This is a genomic window from Microcoleus sp. ARI1-B5, assembly GCF_036705795.1.
Lineage (GTDB): Bacteria > Cyanobacteriota > Cyanobacteriia > Cyanobacteriales > Microcoleaceae > Microcoleus.
This window is the reverse complement of sequence record NZ_JAUBVK010000043.1, coordinates 21,096-37,631: the sequence shown is the minus strand read 5'-3', so window position 1 is coordinate 37,631 and position 16,536 is coordinate 21,096. Positions and strand designations below refer to the sequence as shown.

The following is a 16,536-nucleotide window of genomic DNA, read 5'->3' as shown; positions in this document are numbered from 1 at the left end:
CTAGCTCAAAACTTCAACTGTTTTTAATATATCGACATAATCTTAACATTCGTGCCGATCGACAAAAGTGCAGCGGTTGTGGTATGGTGGCCCGAAACAGAGAGGGCAAAAGCCAAGAAGAGGGAGCCGTGGAAGCCCAGGGTCGGGGGTTTGGGGCAATTGTTGTTGGTCAGACAAAGCAGGAATTGAACTCCGGCTGCCTTCAACCAAAGGAAGACACCTGAAATCTAAAAGTCTCTTACCTGTAATCGGCGGCGTATCAATTGTAATTTACTTAGAATTCCGTTAGATATCTTAATGTGGCGCTCATGTTAATGCCAGCAAGTTCAGAATTTGTCAAGCTTTGCCGATCGCAGGTGGCGATCGCCGTCAGTTTGGGAGCGACATTCAGCGCGGTATACCTGACACAAGAGCTGGTATCCGGCAGCGAGGCAAAGTTGGTGCCGATCGCGGTTTACCCAGAAACCTCAGTCGCAGAGGAAGAAAATCAGGAGTTGAGGCTGGAACCGGCTGCAAGCTCGACAGTGAAACCGATGCCGCGGCTGGCGGAGCCGGCTCTGGCTGTGGAAGCATCAACGGTGGGGGCGATCGCACCCGAGCAGCTTCCGGGTTTTGAAAACCGGGACGATCGCTGCCAAGGCCCGGAGAACCTGTGGCAGCAGCGGAGGCAAATTGTGACGCCTCTGATACACGAGGGAGCTGTAATGGGTCTCCTGGTCAGCGGTAGGCAAGACAGGGCTTGGAACGATCGAGAAGAGGCGACTATGCAACAAATTGCTCGCACCTTGGCCCTTGCCTGCATTTTAGACCAGCGATCGCAGTGGATGCAACAGGAATTGGGCTCGGCTCGGCAAATCCAGGCTCAAGTTTACGACACGATGCACAATTTGCTGCACCAGTTCAAAAGTCCGCTGACAGCGCTGCGAACTTTTGGCAAACTGTTAGCGCGGCGGCTGGTACCAGAAGACAAAAACCGCAATGTGGCTTTTAGTATTGTCCGAGAGAGCGATCGGCTTTCTGAATTGCTCAGTCAGTTCGATCGCACCGTTGACACCGGCGAAGCAAATCTGAGACTCCCATCTGGCACTTCAGAAACAGCAACCTCCAATGTAGAATTAACCAGGCATTCTCCTCTGTCGCTGTCGCCTGCTGCTTCTTTAGAAGAATCCTGTTTTGTGGCATTCGTCTTAAAACCGCTGTTAATTTCCGCTCTGGCGATCGCATCGGAAAGGCATCTTTCATTAGTAGCCGACATACCGGCGGATTTGCCACCAGTCTCGGCGAACGATCGAGCTTTGCGCGAAGTTTTGAGCAATTTAATTGACAATGCTTTGAAATATAGCCCTGCCGGCTGCCAAATTTATATTAAAGTAAGGTACAAGGCAGCACACCGCCCGTTGCCTGCCGTAGCAGTTGCAGTCAGCGACACCGGCTCAGGAATTCCCCCCCAGGATTTAGAGCATTTATTTGAGCGGCACTACCGGGGAGAAAAAGCGCAGACAGAAATTCCCGGCACAGGATTGGGTTTGGCGATCGCCCGCGATTTAGTCCGCCAAATGCAAGGAGAAATCGAAGTATTTTCCCCTGTAAATCCTGACTGGCTGCCATCTGGAGAAGCTCATTTATATCCAACAGATTGCGGCACTACATTTGTGGTTTGGCTGCCGATCGAGAAGGAAGAAGTCCGAGGGAAGTCGGAAGAAGGAAGAAGAGATACACAGCAAGCTTGAGCGCGAGCCGTATTTTACGTTTAATCAGGTGGATTTACCAGAAAGAATTGGTTTAAAGCCCAAAGCTTTTTCGGGACAAATTAAAATCAGACTATTCATTACTCCAATCCTCGGACTTCCAGGTAGAGGTCGCACTCACAGGTCAACTGTCAAGCGGTCCCAGGTCCCAGGTCAACTGAATTAACACCCGTGTCAAACAAGAATGCAACTCGCTTGCCCGTGTTCCCAAGCATAATATTCATCAGTCACTGCCCATCTAAAATATAAAATATAAAATCTCAAATAGTCTAACAAACTCTATTGATTGGAGACAATTTTTATGAAGCATCTGCCTTTATTCGATAAAATTCCCCAGCTTTCAAATTTTTTAGAACTTCTAAAAAAACACTTTTTTACAGTACCGTTTTTAGCTATTTTCAACACTCTGACTGTCCTGATTTTGGGCGGGCTGAGCGTATACGCAAAACTCAACAACCAGGGAGACGGAGTTGAACGTTTGTTTAGCGATCCTTTTAATTTCTGGTTTCCTTACGAAGGCATTCTCACCGGAGTTTCCGAAGTCCTCTGGTGCATCCCAGTCGCAATTTGTGCATTTACTTTCGGAGTGCTGCGCCAAAAAGAGCCGCGCAGTCGATCGACAATATTCTTATTTTTTAGCGCTTTACTGCTGGCAGTCTTTTTCCTGGATGACAGGTTTCGGATGACTTTGATTCTTTCTCGGTTGGGAATATCTAGGAAATTAATTTATTTGTGTTATGGTAGCGGTGTTTTCCTTTACGCAATTAATTTTTGGCGATACATCAAAACCACTCCTTACCTGCCATTAGTCGCCGCATTGCTCTTGTTTGCTATCTCGCGGTTTGAGGATATTGTAGACTCTCGAAGTCTAGGAGTACACGCGATGTTAGAAGATGGCACTAAGTTATTAGCTCTTCTGAATTTAGCTTTGTACTTTTGGCACGTATGCGATCGAGAAGTTGGGCGGCATTTGACAGTTGACAGTTGACAGTTGACAGTTGACAGTTGACAGTTGATAGTTGACAGTAGTCCTGCCGTCCTGCCGTCCTGCCGTCCTGCCGTCCTGCCGTCCTGCCGTCCTGCCGTCATCAGTCCTGCCGTCCTGCCGTCAGTAGTCCTGCCGTCCTGCCGTCAGTAGTCCTGCCGTCCTGCCGTCATTAGTTAGAGGGAAAAATCAAGAAATAAGCAGGAGCGGCCAATTAACCATTAGCCATTAGCCATTAGCCCTTACCATTACCAATTACCCATTACCAAAAAACATTTCATACTTTTTTTGGATTCCTCTGCATAAAACTGTCAGGCCATCCCCGAAACCGCTCGAAATTAGGAAATTGAAAGCCGCGAGAATCAGGCAGTAACTTGGGGGTGGATTTCTCCCCCAAGTTCGCAGCATTCGAGGCAATTTCTTGCTCTACTGTTAACACATTTCCGTAAAGATTGGGAATTATTTCTTGACCCCCTGCCGTCAATCGATTGCGCGATTTTCGCATTGAAGATTTGGGATTGACCCCACAGATAAATCCGGGGGACGCAAGGATGAGCGTTGAAGATTTGGGATTGATTCCACGGATAAATCACGTGGCGGGTACCACCTTTGAAATTCTTGGTCAATCGATTGCGCGATTTTCGCATTGAAGATTTGGGATTGACCCCACAGATAAATCCGGGGGACGCAAGGATGAGCGTTGAAGATTTGGGATTGATTCCACGGATAAATCACGTGGCGGGTACCACCTTTGAAATTCTTGGTCAATCGATTGCGCGATTTTCGCATTGAAGATTTTAGATTGACCCCACGGATAAATGCGGGGGACGCAAGGATGAGCGTTGAAGATTTGGGATTGATTCCACGGATCGATCGCGTGGCGGGTACCACCTTTGAAATTCTTGGTCATTTCCAAATGCTGCAATCCCTCTTGGATGTACCGATAGACAACATTCCAAAAAAACTTTGGATAGCCTGCTCGCAAGTCTGCCGGATGGCGGTAGCCTAGAGTTTCATTAGTACCTATTTCTTCAAATTCATAAAACAGCGCCGGCATTTTTTGCAAGTAGCGGGGGTCGCTGAGTTGACCGAGCAAATCTGCTGCCCGCACTAAGCCGGGATAGCTGACAGTACAAGAGTGTTCTTCGCCGTTCGGTACGGGGAAGCGGGTCAATTCAATATTTAGCAGAATCGCCTCCGCATCAATCAAATCGTGAGCGAAAAAATGTTCTTGGATGAATATTAAAGAAGCTTTAGGATTTATAGAAAACTCAGTTTATATAGCCTTTATCAAAAAGATGAGGTATGTCTGGTAATTGCTAATTGGTAATTGCTAATTGGTAATTGCTAATTGGTAATTGCTAAGCGATATGTATTACAAGCTTTCTGGGGTTTCTCTCCGGTAAAGATGGTCTTCGTGTGTGCGTTCTCCCTGGTTATCGTAGCATAATTTGGTATACCTCATCTTTATGAGCACCGCTATATCAAGACCGGCAAACACCTCAACGATTTGGAAAGGCAGGTTTTTGTCGGGACTTGGCAAGGACAAACCTACGAGCAGATTTACCCATTAAACCCGGAATATGTGGAAAAGGATGTGGGTTACAAGCTGTGGCAGAAGCTGTCAAGTGTATTGGGGAAAAAGTTACAAAAAAGAACGTGCGAGGAGCGATCGAGCGATCGAAGGCGCGGCAGGGAATGCGATCGGTCGAGCATCTAGAACAGCGTTTCGGGACTGAGCCTAGAAACGTTCATTCAGTAGACCGCTTGACAGTTGAATGAAGGCGATCGTTTGCGGCGTCATTTGTGGAATTTGCAAGCATACCAGGAGTTAGCAGCGGCTTTTAGCAGGGTGGTAGCAGCTACTGAACCTGTAGAGTTAGAATCAGTGCTGGCGTTTAAGTTGCACAGTTTGGGGCTGGTGCAGTGGCGGGGAAATGAAGTAACTGTGCGCTTTGAGTTGTACCGTCAGTATTTTAGCGATCGACTAAAATGTATTTAAGATTCATCTAACTTACAACACTCTTGCTGGAGGTAATAAAATGCCGTCTCCATTCCCTGGGGTAGACCCTTACTTAGAAAATCCTGAATTTTGGCCGGAAGTTCATCACCGCTTAATTACTGCGATCGCCGATGCGATCGGGCCTGCGCTGCGCCCGAAATACCGAGCTGCAATTGAAAAGCGGATTTATTTGAGCGATACAGAAGATAGCGATTTGTTGGGAATTCCTGACGTGACAGTATTCGATCGGCCTTCCACCGCCAGCCCATCTGCTGTGGTGACTGCAACGCTGCGGCATTCCGAACCGATGACAGTTACGGTACCAATATTGGAAGAAGCTAGGGAAGGCTATTTAGAACTCCGAGAGGTAGGTACAAATCGGGTCATCACAGTCATAGAAATTCTTTCCCCGAAAAACAAACGCACTGGCAAAGGTCGAGAGGAATATGAAAACAAGCGACAAGAAGTGTTGAGAAGTGCCTCTCATTTAGTAGAAATTGACTTGCTCAGGGCCGGGAGACAAATGCCTGTAACGGGCGGGACTAACACGGATTATCGCATTTTAATTAGCAGGGCTAATCGCCGTCCAAAAGCTCAATTGTATGCTTTTACAATCCGAGAAGAAATTCCACCCTTTCTGTTGCCATTGCAGCCGGGAGATACAGAATTTCAGGTGGATTTGCAAGCTTTGTTCGGCGGTGTTTATGACAGAGCCGGATTTGATTTGTCGATCGACTATACTCAGCCGCCTGTGCCGCGACTGAAGGAAGGGGATGCTGTTTGGGCTGATGGGCTTTTGCACGAAAGGGGATTGCGGTGAACGGGGAGTTATTTCGGGCGATCGATTAAAATATTATCACCAAGAGGATAAAAAATCTTGATTCCCTTTGAATATATCGTCACTGGCTCGCCAGTTTCTCTACAAACTAATAACCGAGCCAAACTTCAAGAGTGGAAAGCCAAAGTCGGTCAAATAGCCGCCGAAGCTATGCCAATGGGAATGCCAGCAACTAGCGAACCAGTTCAAGTCATCATCACTCACTATTGCTTTACTCAAATATCGGATTTAGATAACATTATCAAGCCGATTGTAGATGCGATGAAGATTTTAGTTTACGTTGATGACAGGCAAGTTACCGACCTCACAGTAAAACGGCGCAAACTTACGCAATTCGTCGATTTTACTGCGATATCTCCTTTGATAGCTGAAGCTTTGGCTGCGGGCAAAGAATTTATCTATGTTAAAATTGACCTACCCACCGAGCCGATGGAGCTAAATCAATGATAGCAGCCATAGAAAAATTAGAAGCAACAGAAATTTCAGAGATTGCCGATAAATATCGCCAGCAAGGTTATCAAGTGTTAGTAAAGCCGAGGGATTATGAGTGGCAAAAGTTTATTCAAAATCAGGAAATAGACTTGGTTATTTGTACGGTTAAAGAATCTGTCCTCGCAGCATTAAAACCGCGTTCTCCTGAGTCAAAAAGTCAAAAAACTTCCGAAGAAGAGATGATGGAGCCTTTGTATGACTATCGCCAGCACGATTTATACGATATTCAGGTTTACATGGCAAGAGCATCAGAAATGATGGAAAAAGGTAACTTCGAGATCGCTACTTGTTCGATCGCGGTTATTACTGAAGCAGTGATGCGGATGGTAGCCGAACATCACTCGATTAATTTTGAAATTCAAGAGCCGCCAATTTTGGCTCAAACATTCCTGGCTCACGGTTTGATGAATGAGGAGGATTATGAAGTTTTGGTGACGGCGCTGGAAATTCGCGATCGCGTGATTTTCCAGCGAGAAAAAGTTACTGTGGAACTCAATTTGGCGCGCCGCGCTTTTGAGGCATTGCAGCGTCTTTTAGGTCAATCGGGGCAAGTTGAAGAGTAATTAGGCTCTCAAGGGCGATCGGGCAAGGTTATGTAGGGCAAGTGGCTCAAATGGGAGTTCCTCTAAATATACCGTTTGACTTGTACGATTATCCAGGTTCTGAAACTTCTAAAAAGACGGATGAAAAAACAGGATATCGGACTTGCAGCTTGCTTTGTATGCCTGTTTGGAATCCCGATGGCGAGTTGATTGCTGTCACGCAGTTAATTAATAAAATTAAATCGGATGGCGAGGCTAAATCGATTGATTTATCTATGAAAAGTGTGCCGGAGCGTTTTCAGGCAAGTTTCGATTAAAGCGATCAAAACTATATGCAAATTTTTAACAATCAAGTGGGAGTGATTTTGCAAAATGCTGAATTGTTGGCGGCTGTTAAGCGGCAGGAACAAACTTTGCGAAATAATTTGAATTCGCCCGGTGCTGATTAGATGGAAGAGGAGAGGGGGAGAGGGGGAGAGGGAGAGGGGGAGAAATTATTACAGGGCTTATGCACTCCGACCAAAGAAACCGGGTTTTTTACCATTATTAAAGGCTATCGACCAGTATTTTCGTAAAAAAACCCGGTTTCTGCCTGCAGGACTACATTACCAATTACCAATTACCAATTACCAATTACCAATTCCCAATTACCAATTACCAATTACCGATTACCGATTACCAGGGATTGCCAATCATGGTGAAGGCGGCCCAATAATAAGGATGGGAAAGGACTCGATCGCCCCGCGCGGCAATTTCCGGAGGCAAAATTAGAGTCACAGAAAGCCCTTCGACTCGCAGCAGCCCGTCTTGAATCCGCACGCGCCCCCGCAGCATCTCCAATTGCGCCCGCCGCAAAGCCTCGGTTTTAATCGTCAAATTGCCCTCGCGTCTGGGGGCCCGCAACTGCCGGTAAAACCCCGTCATCAGCCCCAAAGTTCCCTCATCGCTGACTTCCCACAAACTCGCCAAAGCCGATCGCGCACCGCTAGCTACCGCCAAACCCGCAAACCCCAACTCCGCCTCTTCGTCGCCCAAAGCGGTACTGCACGCGCTTAAAACTAACAGATTCACCGGCGGAGAATTCCAGCGCAACTGCCGCATTTGATCGATACGCAATTTAGTATCCCACAACTGAATGTAAGAATTTTTCGGTTCCCCAGGCTGGAATTCGCTGTGAGTGGCTAAGTGAATGATGCCAAAAGGTCGATTTGCCCGCTGAGCTTGCAAATTTCCGAGGGTAAAATCTTGATTCAAAAATGATTTTCCGCGCGTCGGCGGCGCGATCGACTCCAACTCCACCGGTACCGCAGGTAATGGCGCTTTATCTTCAAATACCGACGCGCCCATCGCCAAAACTTCATCGTCAGCAATATTGTCGTAGCGGATATCAGTCAAACTCAGACTCGGCATCACGCTAATGCTGTATTTTTCTACTAAAAATTCCTTCCCGTCGTGAAGGGCAGCAAACGGCACGCTGCGCAAACCTGCTGCCGGAATTACAATTAAATTGTCAATATTTAAAGCTGTCAATTCTGCGGCCATTGGCGCAATTAACCACCGATAAAGTTTTTGCGCTGCATCCAAATAACTAATGCTGCTTCTTCTTCTGGGATTAGTGATTTCGCTTTGCAAAGCCTCGGCTAGTTGCAATACCTGCCAGCGCGTTGTCGCTGGAACTACAACGCGCATCGGTTGAGCGTTTGCTGTGACTAACACTAATTCTAAATGCTCCCCGCTAGGAACATCGGAAACTTCTTTGCCTGCTGGTGGCAACCTCTGGGCAAACTTATCTGCGTCTAGGCGATCGGGGTGGGGGGTGAGGTTTTTGCTCGCAGGTAATAGATTAGATAAATCCTGACTTGCCACCAGCACCGAACCATTTTCTGGGGCGGCGGCCCCGTCCGCTCCGCTGACCCAATTCATATAAATGATTGCCGATTTTACGCGGGTAATTTCTTCGTTTTTGCGAAGAGTTTCGTAAATTACCGACATATTACTAATCGGCGTTTTTGCGGGCAATTTGAGATATTTTTCGTACTCGCGAGTGAAGCTTTTCTCAAATGCTAAGATTCCCGATTCCATCGCATCCAATCTGCGAGAAGGAGCGAAAATATCCGGGCTAATTGGGGAATTCTTGTCTCGATTTTCCGCTCGCAATTCTACTTGCAAAGAGGCAGGAAGTGACGGCGCAGGAGGAGGAGTTACGGGCACTGGAATTGGTGCGGGAATTGGTGCCGGAATTGGTGCGGGAATTGGTGCCGGAATTGGTGCGGGAGTTGGTGCAGGAGTTGGTGCGGGAGTTGGTGCGCTTGGTATAATTAGGGAAATCAGATTTGGTAAACTTCCTTGGGTGTAAGTTTCCCCAAAAGACAGACTCGGCACAATGGCGTTTTCTGCGCCAGCATTAATGCTTCCCCTGGTTCCATTGTCGATCGCGCCGCCAACTACAAAAGGTCGATCGCTACCGCCGCCGTGGCGAATGGCGATCGCCCCCGCCCCCGCACCTCCGGCAGTAGAAATACTGCTGGAAATATTGCCGGATATATCATCGGTAAAAACATTGTTCGATCGAAACAAACCGAGGGTTGTCACATCAACGTTGCCACCTGTGCCGCGTTGCTTGCCGCCTCTAGCGTCGATCGATCCCAACTGAATGTTACCAGCGGCGCTCAGGGAGACGGCGCCGCCGTTTCCCTGAGCGCCGCTGGAGTTGAGATCGAGAGCGGCAATTCCCGCTTGCGAGGTGAGGGCAATATTGCCGCCGATCGCTCCGGAAGCGTTCAAAGCTCGGGCAGTTAAAGGGCCGGGATTGCTGTTGAGCGCGATCGCGCCGCCTGTTCCCCTTGCTGACGAAGAGTCGAGATCGCCTGCAACTACAGTATTGCCCTCAACCCGAATGCTCCCGCCACTGGAGGTAATATTGCCAGTCCGAACCTCGCCGCGAGTTGCTTGCAGTTTCACCCTGCCACCATCCGTCCTTAAATTACCCTCTAAGAGGACATTTTCTGCTTTGATATCGGCTGCCAAAGCGGCCGCGGTATCCCCCCGAAGGGTAGCAGCATCTCGGGCGTTCACGGTCAAACTGCGCGCGGTAATTCTCGAATTCGCCGTCACGCTATCCGCGTGGGCCCAGAGCAGGCCCAAGCTCTGAGTTTGACCGACTGAGCCCCCAAAAGTAATGTTGCCGCCAGCGCGCAGCGTCAAATTATTTGCCCCGCCTGTGGTGCTGTCGAGGGTATTGGCAAAAGTGATATTGCCGGTACTGGCGGCTAGGGTGGCGCTGCGCGAGACTGTGACGGCACTGTTGAAAGCGATGTCGCCCGCAGTCGCAATATTACCCGATACCTCGGTACTGCGGCTGTGGACGTACAAACTCGCCAGCGGTGCAGCTTGACCGACTGTACCGCCGAAGTACACTCGCCCAGCGTCAAGTCTGAGGGCGCGAGCTCCGTCTAGGCTGCCGTCCAAGAGAATGCTGCCCCTAGCTTGAGTGCTCAAAGCTGCATCAGCATTCAGGGACAGGTTGCCTGTAAAAGTGAGATCGGCGCCGGATGTGGCAATGTTGGCGCCGAGAGCGGTTTGGGGCGCGTCGAGAGTGATGGCAGCGCTGCCGGTTGTTCTGAGGGGATTGTCGATCGCGATCGAGCTGCCTTGAAGTGTCAGCGGGCTGTTGAAGGTAATGGGTGCGACGATCGCGATCGAGCTGGTGTTGGCGCGCCCGATCGCGATCGAACCGAAACCCCCCGCCAAAGCAGCCATATCCGTTGCAGTCAAGTCCAAAATCCCCAAAATATCGCCGGTGCCGCCGATCCGAATTTCTCGGCCGTCGCTGGGTTGCAAGCGAATTGTTCCCCCCGCACTGCTGGCGGAGTTGCTGCCGCCTCTGAAGTCAATGCCGTTAGCAGTGAGAGCGATGTTGCCGCCGTTAGCATTGAGTCCGCCCAGAGAGATGCTGCTGGCGAAAATGTTGATGTTGCCTCCTGGAGTCTCGATTAAATCGTTGGGGTCATTGACAAAAAACACTCCGCCTGCTGTAAATGTTACGCTGTCTCCCGTTCTCGCTTGCAGTCCAAGTTTGTTATCCGGCAAGTCTTGGACGGTGATGTCGCCCGGGGTGTCTAGAACCACGTTGCTGCCGGCCGCCATCTGTTCTAGCTGCACCTCTGAGATCGTCGATGTTTCGCTGGGTTCTGCTGTCGGTTCGAGTGTCAGACCGCTCGATCTGGGGCTGGTTTCGCCGTTACCGCCGACGATCGCAATATTTGCCGGATCGAGCCACAAAGTGCCGATCGCACCGTGACGCGCGCGGGTATCGACCTCTCCTTGGAAAGTTAAAGCATTTTTGCCCGAAACTTCGACTCTACCGCCGTTACCTGCGGCTGTGCCGCCGATCGCAGTAATATTGCCGAAGAAGCGAGTGGTATTGTCTGACCAAATTACCGCACTGCCGCCGTTGCCGCGGTCGATCGCGTTTGCTGCGATCGTAGAATCGGGACTAACGTATGTTACCTGGGCGTTCGGCACCGGTTCCGCGCCCCGGAAACCGCCTCCGACGCGCACAACTCCTCCGCCCTGGGTCCCCGAAGCATTGATATTTGCGCCGAACAGTCCGACTTTTTCCCCTAAAATATTGACTGTGCCGCCTGTTGCGCCCTCCGGGGCAAATACATTTACAGAACCCGAGACGATCGCACTTCCGGCATTTACCGGCACTGTTTGGCCGCCAGTCAGTATTAATTGCCCTTGTTCGTTAGTGGTTAAACCTGTGGCTGAGGCTACGCCCGGGCCCGTCAGCAACTGAGGCAAAGCAACCGGGCCGATCGCCGATTTTTCTGACTGCAAAGACGGAGTAATTTCTAAACTCAATAAGTTACCCGTTTGACTGATGCGGACTGCATTGCTTCCCCCAACAGCAGCCACAGTAATTTGACCGCCCGGGGCGGATAATTGCCCAGTATTAATCACTGTCGGGCCCAGCAAAGTTAAATTTTGACCGCTGCCAACTGCTAAGTTTCCGGCATTGACAATTGCACCGACTTGTGAATTATTAAAATTAAATTGATTGGGATTTCCCAGTAAAGCTTTGTAATCATTAATTCCGGTCGAATTGAACCAGCGCTCGCCGAAACCGATACCTGTAGCAGTTGTCGCGAAAAAAGACCCCGGCACGTTCAATTGGGCATTTTGACCGAAGACAATTCCTGCCGGATTCATTAAGAATAAATTCGAGTTCCCCCCGCTGACAGAAATCAGGCCGTTAATGACCGAAATATTGCCGCCAGAAATCCGCGCTAAAATATTTTGAATATTTGGATTAGTTAGAAAATTCGCGATTTGACCTTCGCTGAGATTAAATTGGCTGAAGCTGTGAAACAGATTTGCGCCGTTTCCTGACAGTTGTCCGCCGCTAATGTTTAAGCGATTTTGCTCCTGATTGACCGCAGTATTCGTGCCGTCATTCGCTGGAACGACAGGCTGCGATCGCACTGCTAGCGGTAGCAGCCAAAAACCTAATGTCAAAATTAAAACAGAGCGAAAATAGGTCATTAATCAGTTGACAGTTGATAGTTGACAGTTGACAGTTGACTCCGAAAGCAGTTGACTCCGAAAGCAGTTGATAGTTGACTCCGAAAGCAGTTGATAGTTGACTCCGAAAGCAGTTGATAGTTGTCATTATGGGAGCATCCCGATTTTGTAAGAAGCGTTTTTGTTTGAGTGCTGTCCCGCTCGCTTACCTATATATCGCTTATATCGCTTCGAGAACTCACAGCGTACACTCCTGAAAGGAAAATTGGATGCTGCCGTCATTAGTCATCAGTCATTAGTCATTTGTCAGAAAGAAGAGGGAAGTCAGAAAAGCCAATTACCCATTCCCCATTACCCATTTTAATCTATTGTAGTTTTGATTTTTTTTGCTCTGTAATGTTCCGCGAAAGTGCCAATAAACTTAAAAAGGTCGATCGCGGGCGGACACAGCGCTTGGCCCCTGGGTGCAAAGGGTGCCTGAACAAGCGCGATCGCCCGAGCCAACCACCCATTGCTAGAATATCGGAAATACACGCAGATTTTATATTTGTCTGTCGCCGGTGTCTTGACAAAATGCCCCCAGAGTCCTAAGATTGGAGCACTGATGGGATGGGAGGGCAAAAACCTACAAAATAACTGCCTCCTATAACAAAGTTAAAAACAACAAAATATTGATGCTTTTAGATACCACCCATGCAAACTCAAACTTTCCCATTTCTAAATGAACAAGTAGTTGAGCGGATATTTGCGTCAGGCGAACTGACTCGCGATGACAGACTGCGAATTCAGTCAATGCTCTTAAATGAGTCGATCGGCGAAAATGAATTGAGCTTAATTGAAAGAGTCATGGAAGGCGTAGTCAAGGGCATACTTGACGTGCTGAATTAATTGAGAAATTGTGTTCGCCTATCTAAACATAGGGTGCGCTTCCACCGCGCACCATACCCTAATTTGTTATAAAATCGAAAATCCTTCTAAAAATCATCATCGGGACTCTCATCGGAGCTCTCATCGCGACGCACAAGTTCCGAAGGAGGCCTATCGCTACTCCAAGCCCACCACACGGCGCCGCACTGGCAGCGGTAAAATTCTTGCCACTTGCGGCGGTTGGACTCGGTGTATACTGGCGATCGGCGATTAATCCAGACCTCAGCGGCATCCGTGCAGCTAGCAGCGCACTTGGGACAGCAAAACTCAGTAGCGTGAACCGCCGTCGCAGTCCATTCGGGAGGATGTGGAGCAAAAGCTTCCATGTGTTAGAGTTTCTATTTAAACTGCTGGTAATTACGGGAAATCAACGGTTGCTAAAGAGCCGCTCCCGCTCGCAATGACACAAGCAACGACATAAGTACGCTGTTGAGTGCGTAATTCATCGGCCAGTTATTTTTTTGGCATTTGCCGTCCGATGAATAGTATAACTGATGTGGTGTAAGCCGTCGATCGGAATTCTCAGCTATTTCAAGGACTAGGCTCATGTCTATCTACAACTTTATCTCATTTCTGGGCATTTTTGGCTTGTGCGCGATCGCCTGGATTTTTTCGGAGAACCGCAAAGTACAGTATATACCTTGGCGCGTCATCATCTGGGGCATTGGCCTGCAATTAGTCTTAGGATTTTTAGTATTCCTGTTCCCCCCAACTCGCATCGCCCTAGAGTGGTTTACAGGCTTGCTGGATGGAGTATTCACCGCTGCTGATGCCGGGGCGAGATTTGTATTCGGCACAAACATTGTACCAAAACCCGGTCAAGACCCGCCAGTTAATTTAGGATATATTTTTGCCTTTCGAGCTTTACCGACAGTCGTATTTTTTTCCGGCCTCATGGCCTTGCTTTACAACATCGGCGTAATTCAAATTATCACCGAAGTTTTTGCCAAAATATTTTACATGACAATGCGGTTGAGCGGCGCGGAAGCACTCAGCGGCGCCGCCAATATTTTCGTAGGAATAGAAGCAGCAATTGTCGTCAAGCCTTATTTGGCAAAAATGACTCGTTCCGAACTTTGTGCAATCCTCTCCTGCTGTTTTGGAACGGCCGCTTCATCAACTTTAGCAATTTACGTCAGTTTTCTCAAGCCAGTTTTTCCAAATATTTTAGGGCATTTAGTTTCAGCCTCAATTATCGCCATTCCCGCTTGCTTTGTCCTCTCCAAAATCTTAGTTCCCGAAACAGGAACACCGCTAACAATGGGCGGCATTCCCAAGGAAGAACCGAAACCTCAAGGCCGCGAGTTTGTGGGAGAAGAAATTGCCGACAATGACGGTGAGATCCGCAAACAAGAGACAGTTGGCGGAGAACCCATCGAACGGGTTAGCCCTTTGGATGCAGCAATTATTGGCGCTTTGGACGGTGTGAAAATGGCAGTCGCCATCGCCGCTGTTTTGATTTTAATCTTGGGCTTAGTTTCCTTAATCAATCAATTCTTTGGCTGGCTAGCAGTGTTGCCGGCTCCCATCGGCACAATCTTTAGTTTTGTCACCCTGCAAAACATTCAAGGAGTCTTATTTTACCCGCTAACCTTGTTAACCGGAGTTCCCTTTGAGGATTCTTGGACAGCTTCGGTAATCATCGGACGGCGGCTGTTGGAAACGGCGATTCCGCCCTATCAAAGTTTAGCAGAAGCGGCGGCAAAAGGACTGATTAGCGATCGCACAGTTTTAATTGTCAGTTACGCCCTTTCCGGTTTCGCCCACCTCGCCTCCGTCGGCATATTTGTCGGCGGTACAATCGCCCTAATTCCTTCCCGCCGCAAAGACATTTCCGAACTCGGTTGGAAAGCCTTATTTGTCGGCACCTTAGCCACAATGATGATTGCCTGCATCGCCGGCTTATTTGACACCGGAGACTCCAGTATTTTAGGTGCTCAGAAAGCCCCTGCTGCCCCGATAACAGCCCCCGTTTCGCCGAAACCAGGAGCATCCCCAGCCGCGACTTCCAAGCCCTCAGTTGCCCCAGCAATTGCCAGCCCGAAGCCTTCGCCGAAGAGTGAAAAAGCAGCTCCAAAAGCTCAAGAATCTCCTAAATCTGAATCCAAGAAAAGCCCTTAATATCTTCTAAGGACTTGTAGGGGCGGGTTAACCAACAATATTTGTCAATAATTGACAATCTCTAAAACCCGCCCTCACCCAACAGTAAATCCCCGCATACTAACAGTTATATTTTCGTATTCGATCGAAATCAAGGTTGATGTAGTTTATTGGTTGTGTGGGGGCGGGTTTCTGTAGATTATTGATGAGAGTTAAATATGGTTGGTTAACCCGCCCCTACGAGTCCCTGATAGATTAGATAAGATTGTTTTTTTTGCAGATGCAATTACCAATTACCAATTACCAATTACCAATTACCAATTACCAATTACCAATTACCAATTACCAATTACCCAAAAATCAATGAATCCCGAACCAGAAATTCGCCGCCTGTTAGATGTGATGCCCGCCTCCGGCCGCATGACGTGTAAAATTATTAATAAGCCTCAACAATCCACGGTAATTGATTGCGATTTTCCTTTGCCTTGGCATCAATCTCGCCCGATTTATATTAATTTTGATTTGTGGCGGCTGCTATCTAAGCCGCAGCGGGATTTATTGATATTGCGGAATGTCAGTTTTCTGGGCAATTTTAAGTGGTTTAAGCCGGATATTTATCAAGGTGCGGCTCTGGCGGGAATTGTCGGAACAGTTGTAGAATTGTTGCAGGGAGATGCGATCGGCACTGCGATCGCGGGCGGTTTGACGGGACTGGCGATGACTCGAATTTGGCGCGACAACCGCAGTTCGCAAGTAGAGCTAGATGCCGACGAAACGGCGATTAGAGTGGCTCTAAGGCGCGGTTACAGCGAAGCGGAGGCTGCGGGACATCTGCTGGGGGCGATCGAAACTGTAGCGCAGATTGAAGGGCGCAATTTGGATTTTAATGAATTGATTCGCTGTCAGAATTTAAGGGCGATATCGGGTATTTCGGCGGTGGGCGTGCCCGATAGTGTCAGGCAAGATTGAAATGGACGCACAGGCGGTCAGAAACCGGGTTTTTTTAGGAAAATATTTCGTTGGAGCATCGTAGATTAGGTAAAAAACCCGGTTTCTTGGGTATTGATATAATCAAGACGGAAACCCATAAAATCGACAACTATGCTACTCCTGCCACAACGGGAAAACCTGCGCGAAACTCTACCCATAGAAGGAGCTGTCCGCATTGAATTAGTGGAAGGCCTACCAATGTTTAGAGCCTCCACAACCGTCAAAAATCGAATAGCAGAACTGTTGGACAAACAACAAACTTTACCTCTCAATCCTGACGAAGAACAAGAACTCAATCTTTACGAAGAAATCGACGATTACCTCAGTTTTGTCAACAAAACTGTCCGCAATCTTTTCCTCAACCAGATTCAGCCTACTGTATAGAA

At 48.5% G+C, this 16,536-nt stretch carries 16 protein-coding genes; 12 read left to right on the top strand and 4 right to left on the bottom strand.

Translation table 11 applies throughout. From position 1 onward, the window contains the following. The first annotated feature begins 314 nt into the window (after positions 1-314). Positions 315-1,730: a sensor histidine kinase gene (locus QUB63_RS32395; RefSeq protein WP_332949486.1), complete on the top strand. Its 1,416-nt coding sequence runs from the start codon at positions 315-317 to the stop codon at positions 1,728-1,730. Between the two features lie 319 nt (positions 1,731-2,049). Beyond that, positions 2,050-2,736 (top strand): hypothetical protein, encoded by a 687-nt coding sequence (locus QUB63_RS32390; RefSeq protein ID WP_332949485.1) that lies wholly within the window; start codon positions 2,050-2,052, stop codon positions 2,734-2,736. Between the two features lie 274 nt (positions 2,737-3,010). Here QUB63_RS32390 and QUB63_RS32385 read toward each other — a convergent pair whose 3' ends face one another. Together QUB63_RS32385 and QUB63_RS35235 are read right to left on the bottom strand one after the other, a co-directional pair. After that, positions 3,011-3,238, bottom strand: a complete 228-nt coding sequence (locus QUB63_RS32385) for a hypothetical protein (protein ID WP_332949483.1) — start codon at positions 3,236-3,238, stop codon at positions 3,011-3,013. A 117-nt stretch (positions 3,239-3,355) separates the two neighbouring features. Beyond that, positions 3,356-3,943 (bottom strand): hypothetical protein, encoded by a 588-nt coding sequence (locus QUB63_RS35235; protein ID WP_442921818.1) that lies wholly within the window; start codon positions 3,941-3,943, stop codon positions 3,356-3,358. A gap of 401 nt (positions 3,944-4,344) precedes the next feature. On the opposite strand from QUB63_RS35235, the gene QUB63_RS32375 reads away from it, so the two are divergent. Genes QUB63_RS32375 through QUB63_RS32350 form a run of 6 tightly spaced genes read left to right on the top strand, consistent with a single transcriptional unit; the run spans position 4,345 to position 6,924 of the window. Continuing rightward, a complete protein-coding gene (locus QUB63_RS32375) occupies positions 4,345-4,515 on the top strand; it encodes a hypothetical protein (RefSeq protein ID WP_332949482.1) in 171 nt (56 codons plus the stop codon). After that, positions 4,508-4,735 carry an AAA-like domain-containing protein gene (locus QUB63_RS32370; RefSeq protein ID WP_332949481.1) on the top strand — a complete coding sequence of 76 codons (228 nt, stop codon included), beginning with the start codon at positions 4,508-4,510 and terminating at the stop codon, positions 4,733-4,735. Before QUB63_RS32375 ends, QUB63_RS32370 begins: the two co-directional genes overlap by 8 nt. A gap of 40 nt (positions 4,736-4,775) precedes the next feature. Further along, positions 4,776-5,555, top strand: a complete 780-nt coding sequence (locus tag QUB63_RS32365) for a DUF4058 family protein (RefSeq protein ID WP_332949480.1) — start codon at positions 4,776-4,778, stop codon at positions 5,553-5,555. A gap of 57 nt (positions 5,556-5,612) precedes the next feature. Beyond that, on the top strand, positions 5,613-6,020 hold the full coding sequence (locus tag QUB63_RS32360; protein WP_332949479.1) for a RusA family crossover junction endodeoxyribonuclease: 408 nt from the start codon (positions 5,613-5,615) through the stop codon (positions 6,018-6,020). Continuing rightward, on the top strand, positions 6,017-6,628 hold the full coding sequence (locus QUB63_RS32355; protein WP_332949478.1) for a hypothetical protein: 612 nt from the start codon (positions 6,017-6,019) through the stop codon (positions 6,626-6,628). Before QUB63_RS32360 ends, QUB63_RS32355 begins: the two co-directional genes overlap by 4 nt. Continuing rightward, a complete protein-coding gene (locus QUB63_RS32350) occupies positions 6,628-6,924 on the top strand; it encodes a GAF domain-containing protein (protein WP_332949502.1) in 297 nt (98 codons plus the stop codon). The genes QUB63_RS32355 and QUB63_RS32350 overlap by 1 nt, the downstream gene beginning before the upstream one ends. A 358-nt stretch (positions 6,925-7,282) precedes the next feature. Here the strand turns inward: QUB63_RS32350 and QUB63_RS32345 are convergent, their stop codons facing one another. After that, complete coding sequence (locus QUB63_RS32345; RefSeq protein ID WP_332949477.1) at positions 7,283-12,154, bottom strand: CHAT domain-containing protein; 4,872 nt, start codon at positions 12,152-12,154, stop codon at positions 7,283-7,285. Positions 12,155-12,826: 672 nt separating this feature from the next. Between QUB63_RS32345 and QUB63_RS32340 the strand changes: the two genes are divergently transcribed. Continuing rightward, positions 12,827-13,021 carry a hypothetical protein gene (locus tag QUB63_RS32340; protein ID WP_332949476.1) on the top strand — a complete coding sequence of 65 codons (195 nt, stop codon included), beginning with the start codon at positions 12,827-12,829 and terminating at the stop codon, positions 13,019-13,021. An 86-nt stretch (positions 13,022-13,107) separates the two neighbouring features. Here QUB63_RS32340 and QUB63_RS32335 read toward each other — a convergent pair whose 3' ends face one another. Next, positions 13,108-13,386, bottom strand: a complete 279-nt coding sequence (locus QUB63_RS32335) for a hypothetical protein (RefSeq protein ID WP_332949475.1) — start codon at positions 13,384-13,386, stop codon at positions 13,108-13,110. 220 nt (positions 13,387-13,606) lie between these two features. Between QUB63_RS32335 and QUB63_RS32330 the strand changes: the two genes are divergently transcribed. The 3 genes from QUB63_RS32330 to QUB63_RS32320 all read left to right on the top strand — a co-directional run bounded on the left by QUB63_RS32330 (position 13,607) and on the right by QUB63_RS32320 (position 16,534). Then, positions 13,607-15,181, top strand: coding sequence for a NupC/NupG family nucleoside CNT transporter (locus QUB63_RS32330; RefSeq protein WP_332949474.1), 1,575 nt, complete (start codon positions 13,607-13,609; stop codon positions 15,179-15,181). A 342-nt stretch (positions 15,182-15,523) separates the two neighbouring features. Then, complete coding sequence (locus QUB63_RS32325; protein ID WP_332949501.1) at positions 15,524-16,129, top strand: DUF3318 domain-containing protein; 606 nt, start codon at positions 15,524-15,526, stop codon at positions 16,127-16,129. A 132-nt stretch (positions 16,130-16,261) separates the two neighbouring features. Next, positions 16,262-16,534, top strand: coding sequence for a hypothetical protein (locus QUB63_RS32320; protein WP_332949473.1), 273 nt, complete (start codon positions 16,262-16,264; stop codon positions 16,532-16,534). The last annotated feature ends 2 nt before the right edge of the window (positions 16,535-16,536 follow it).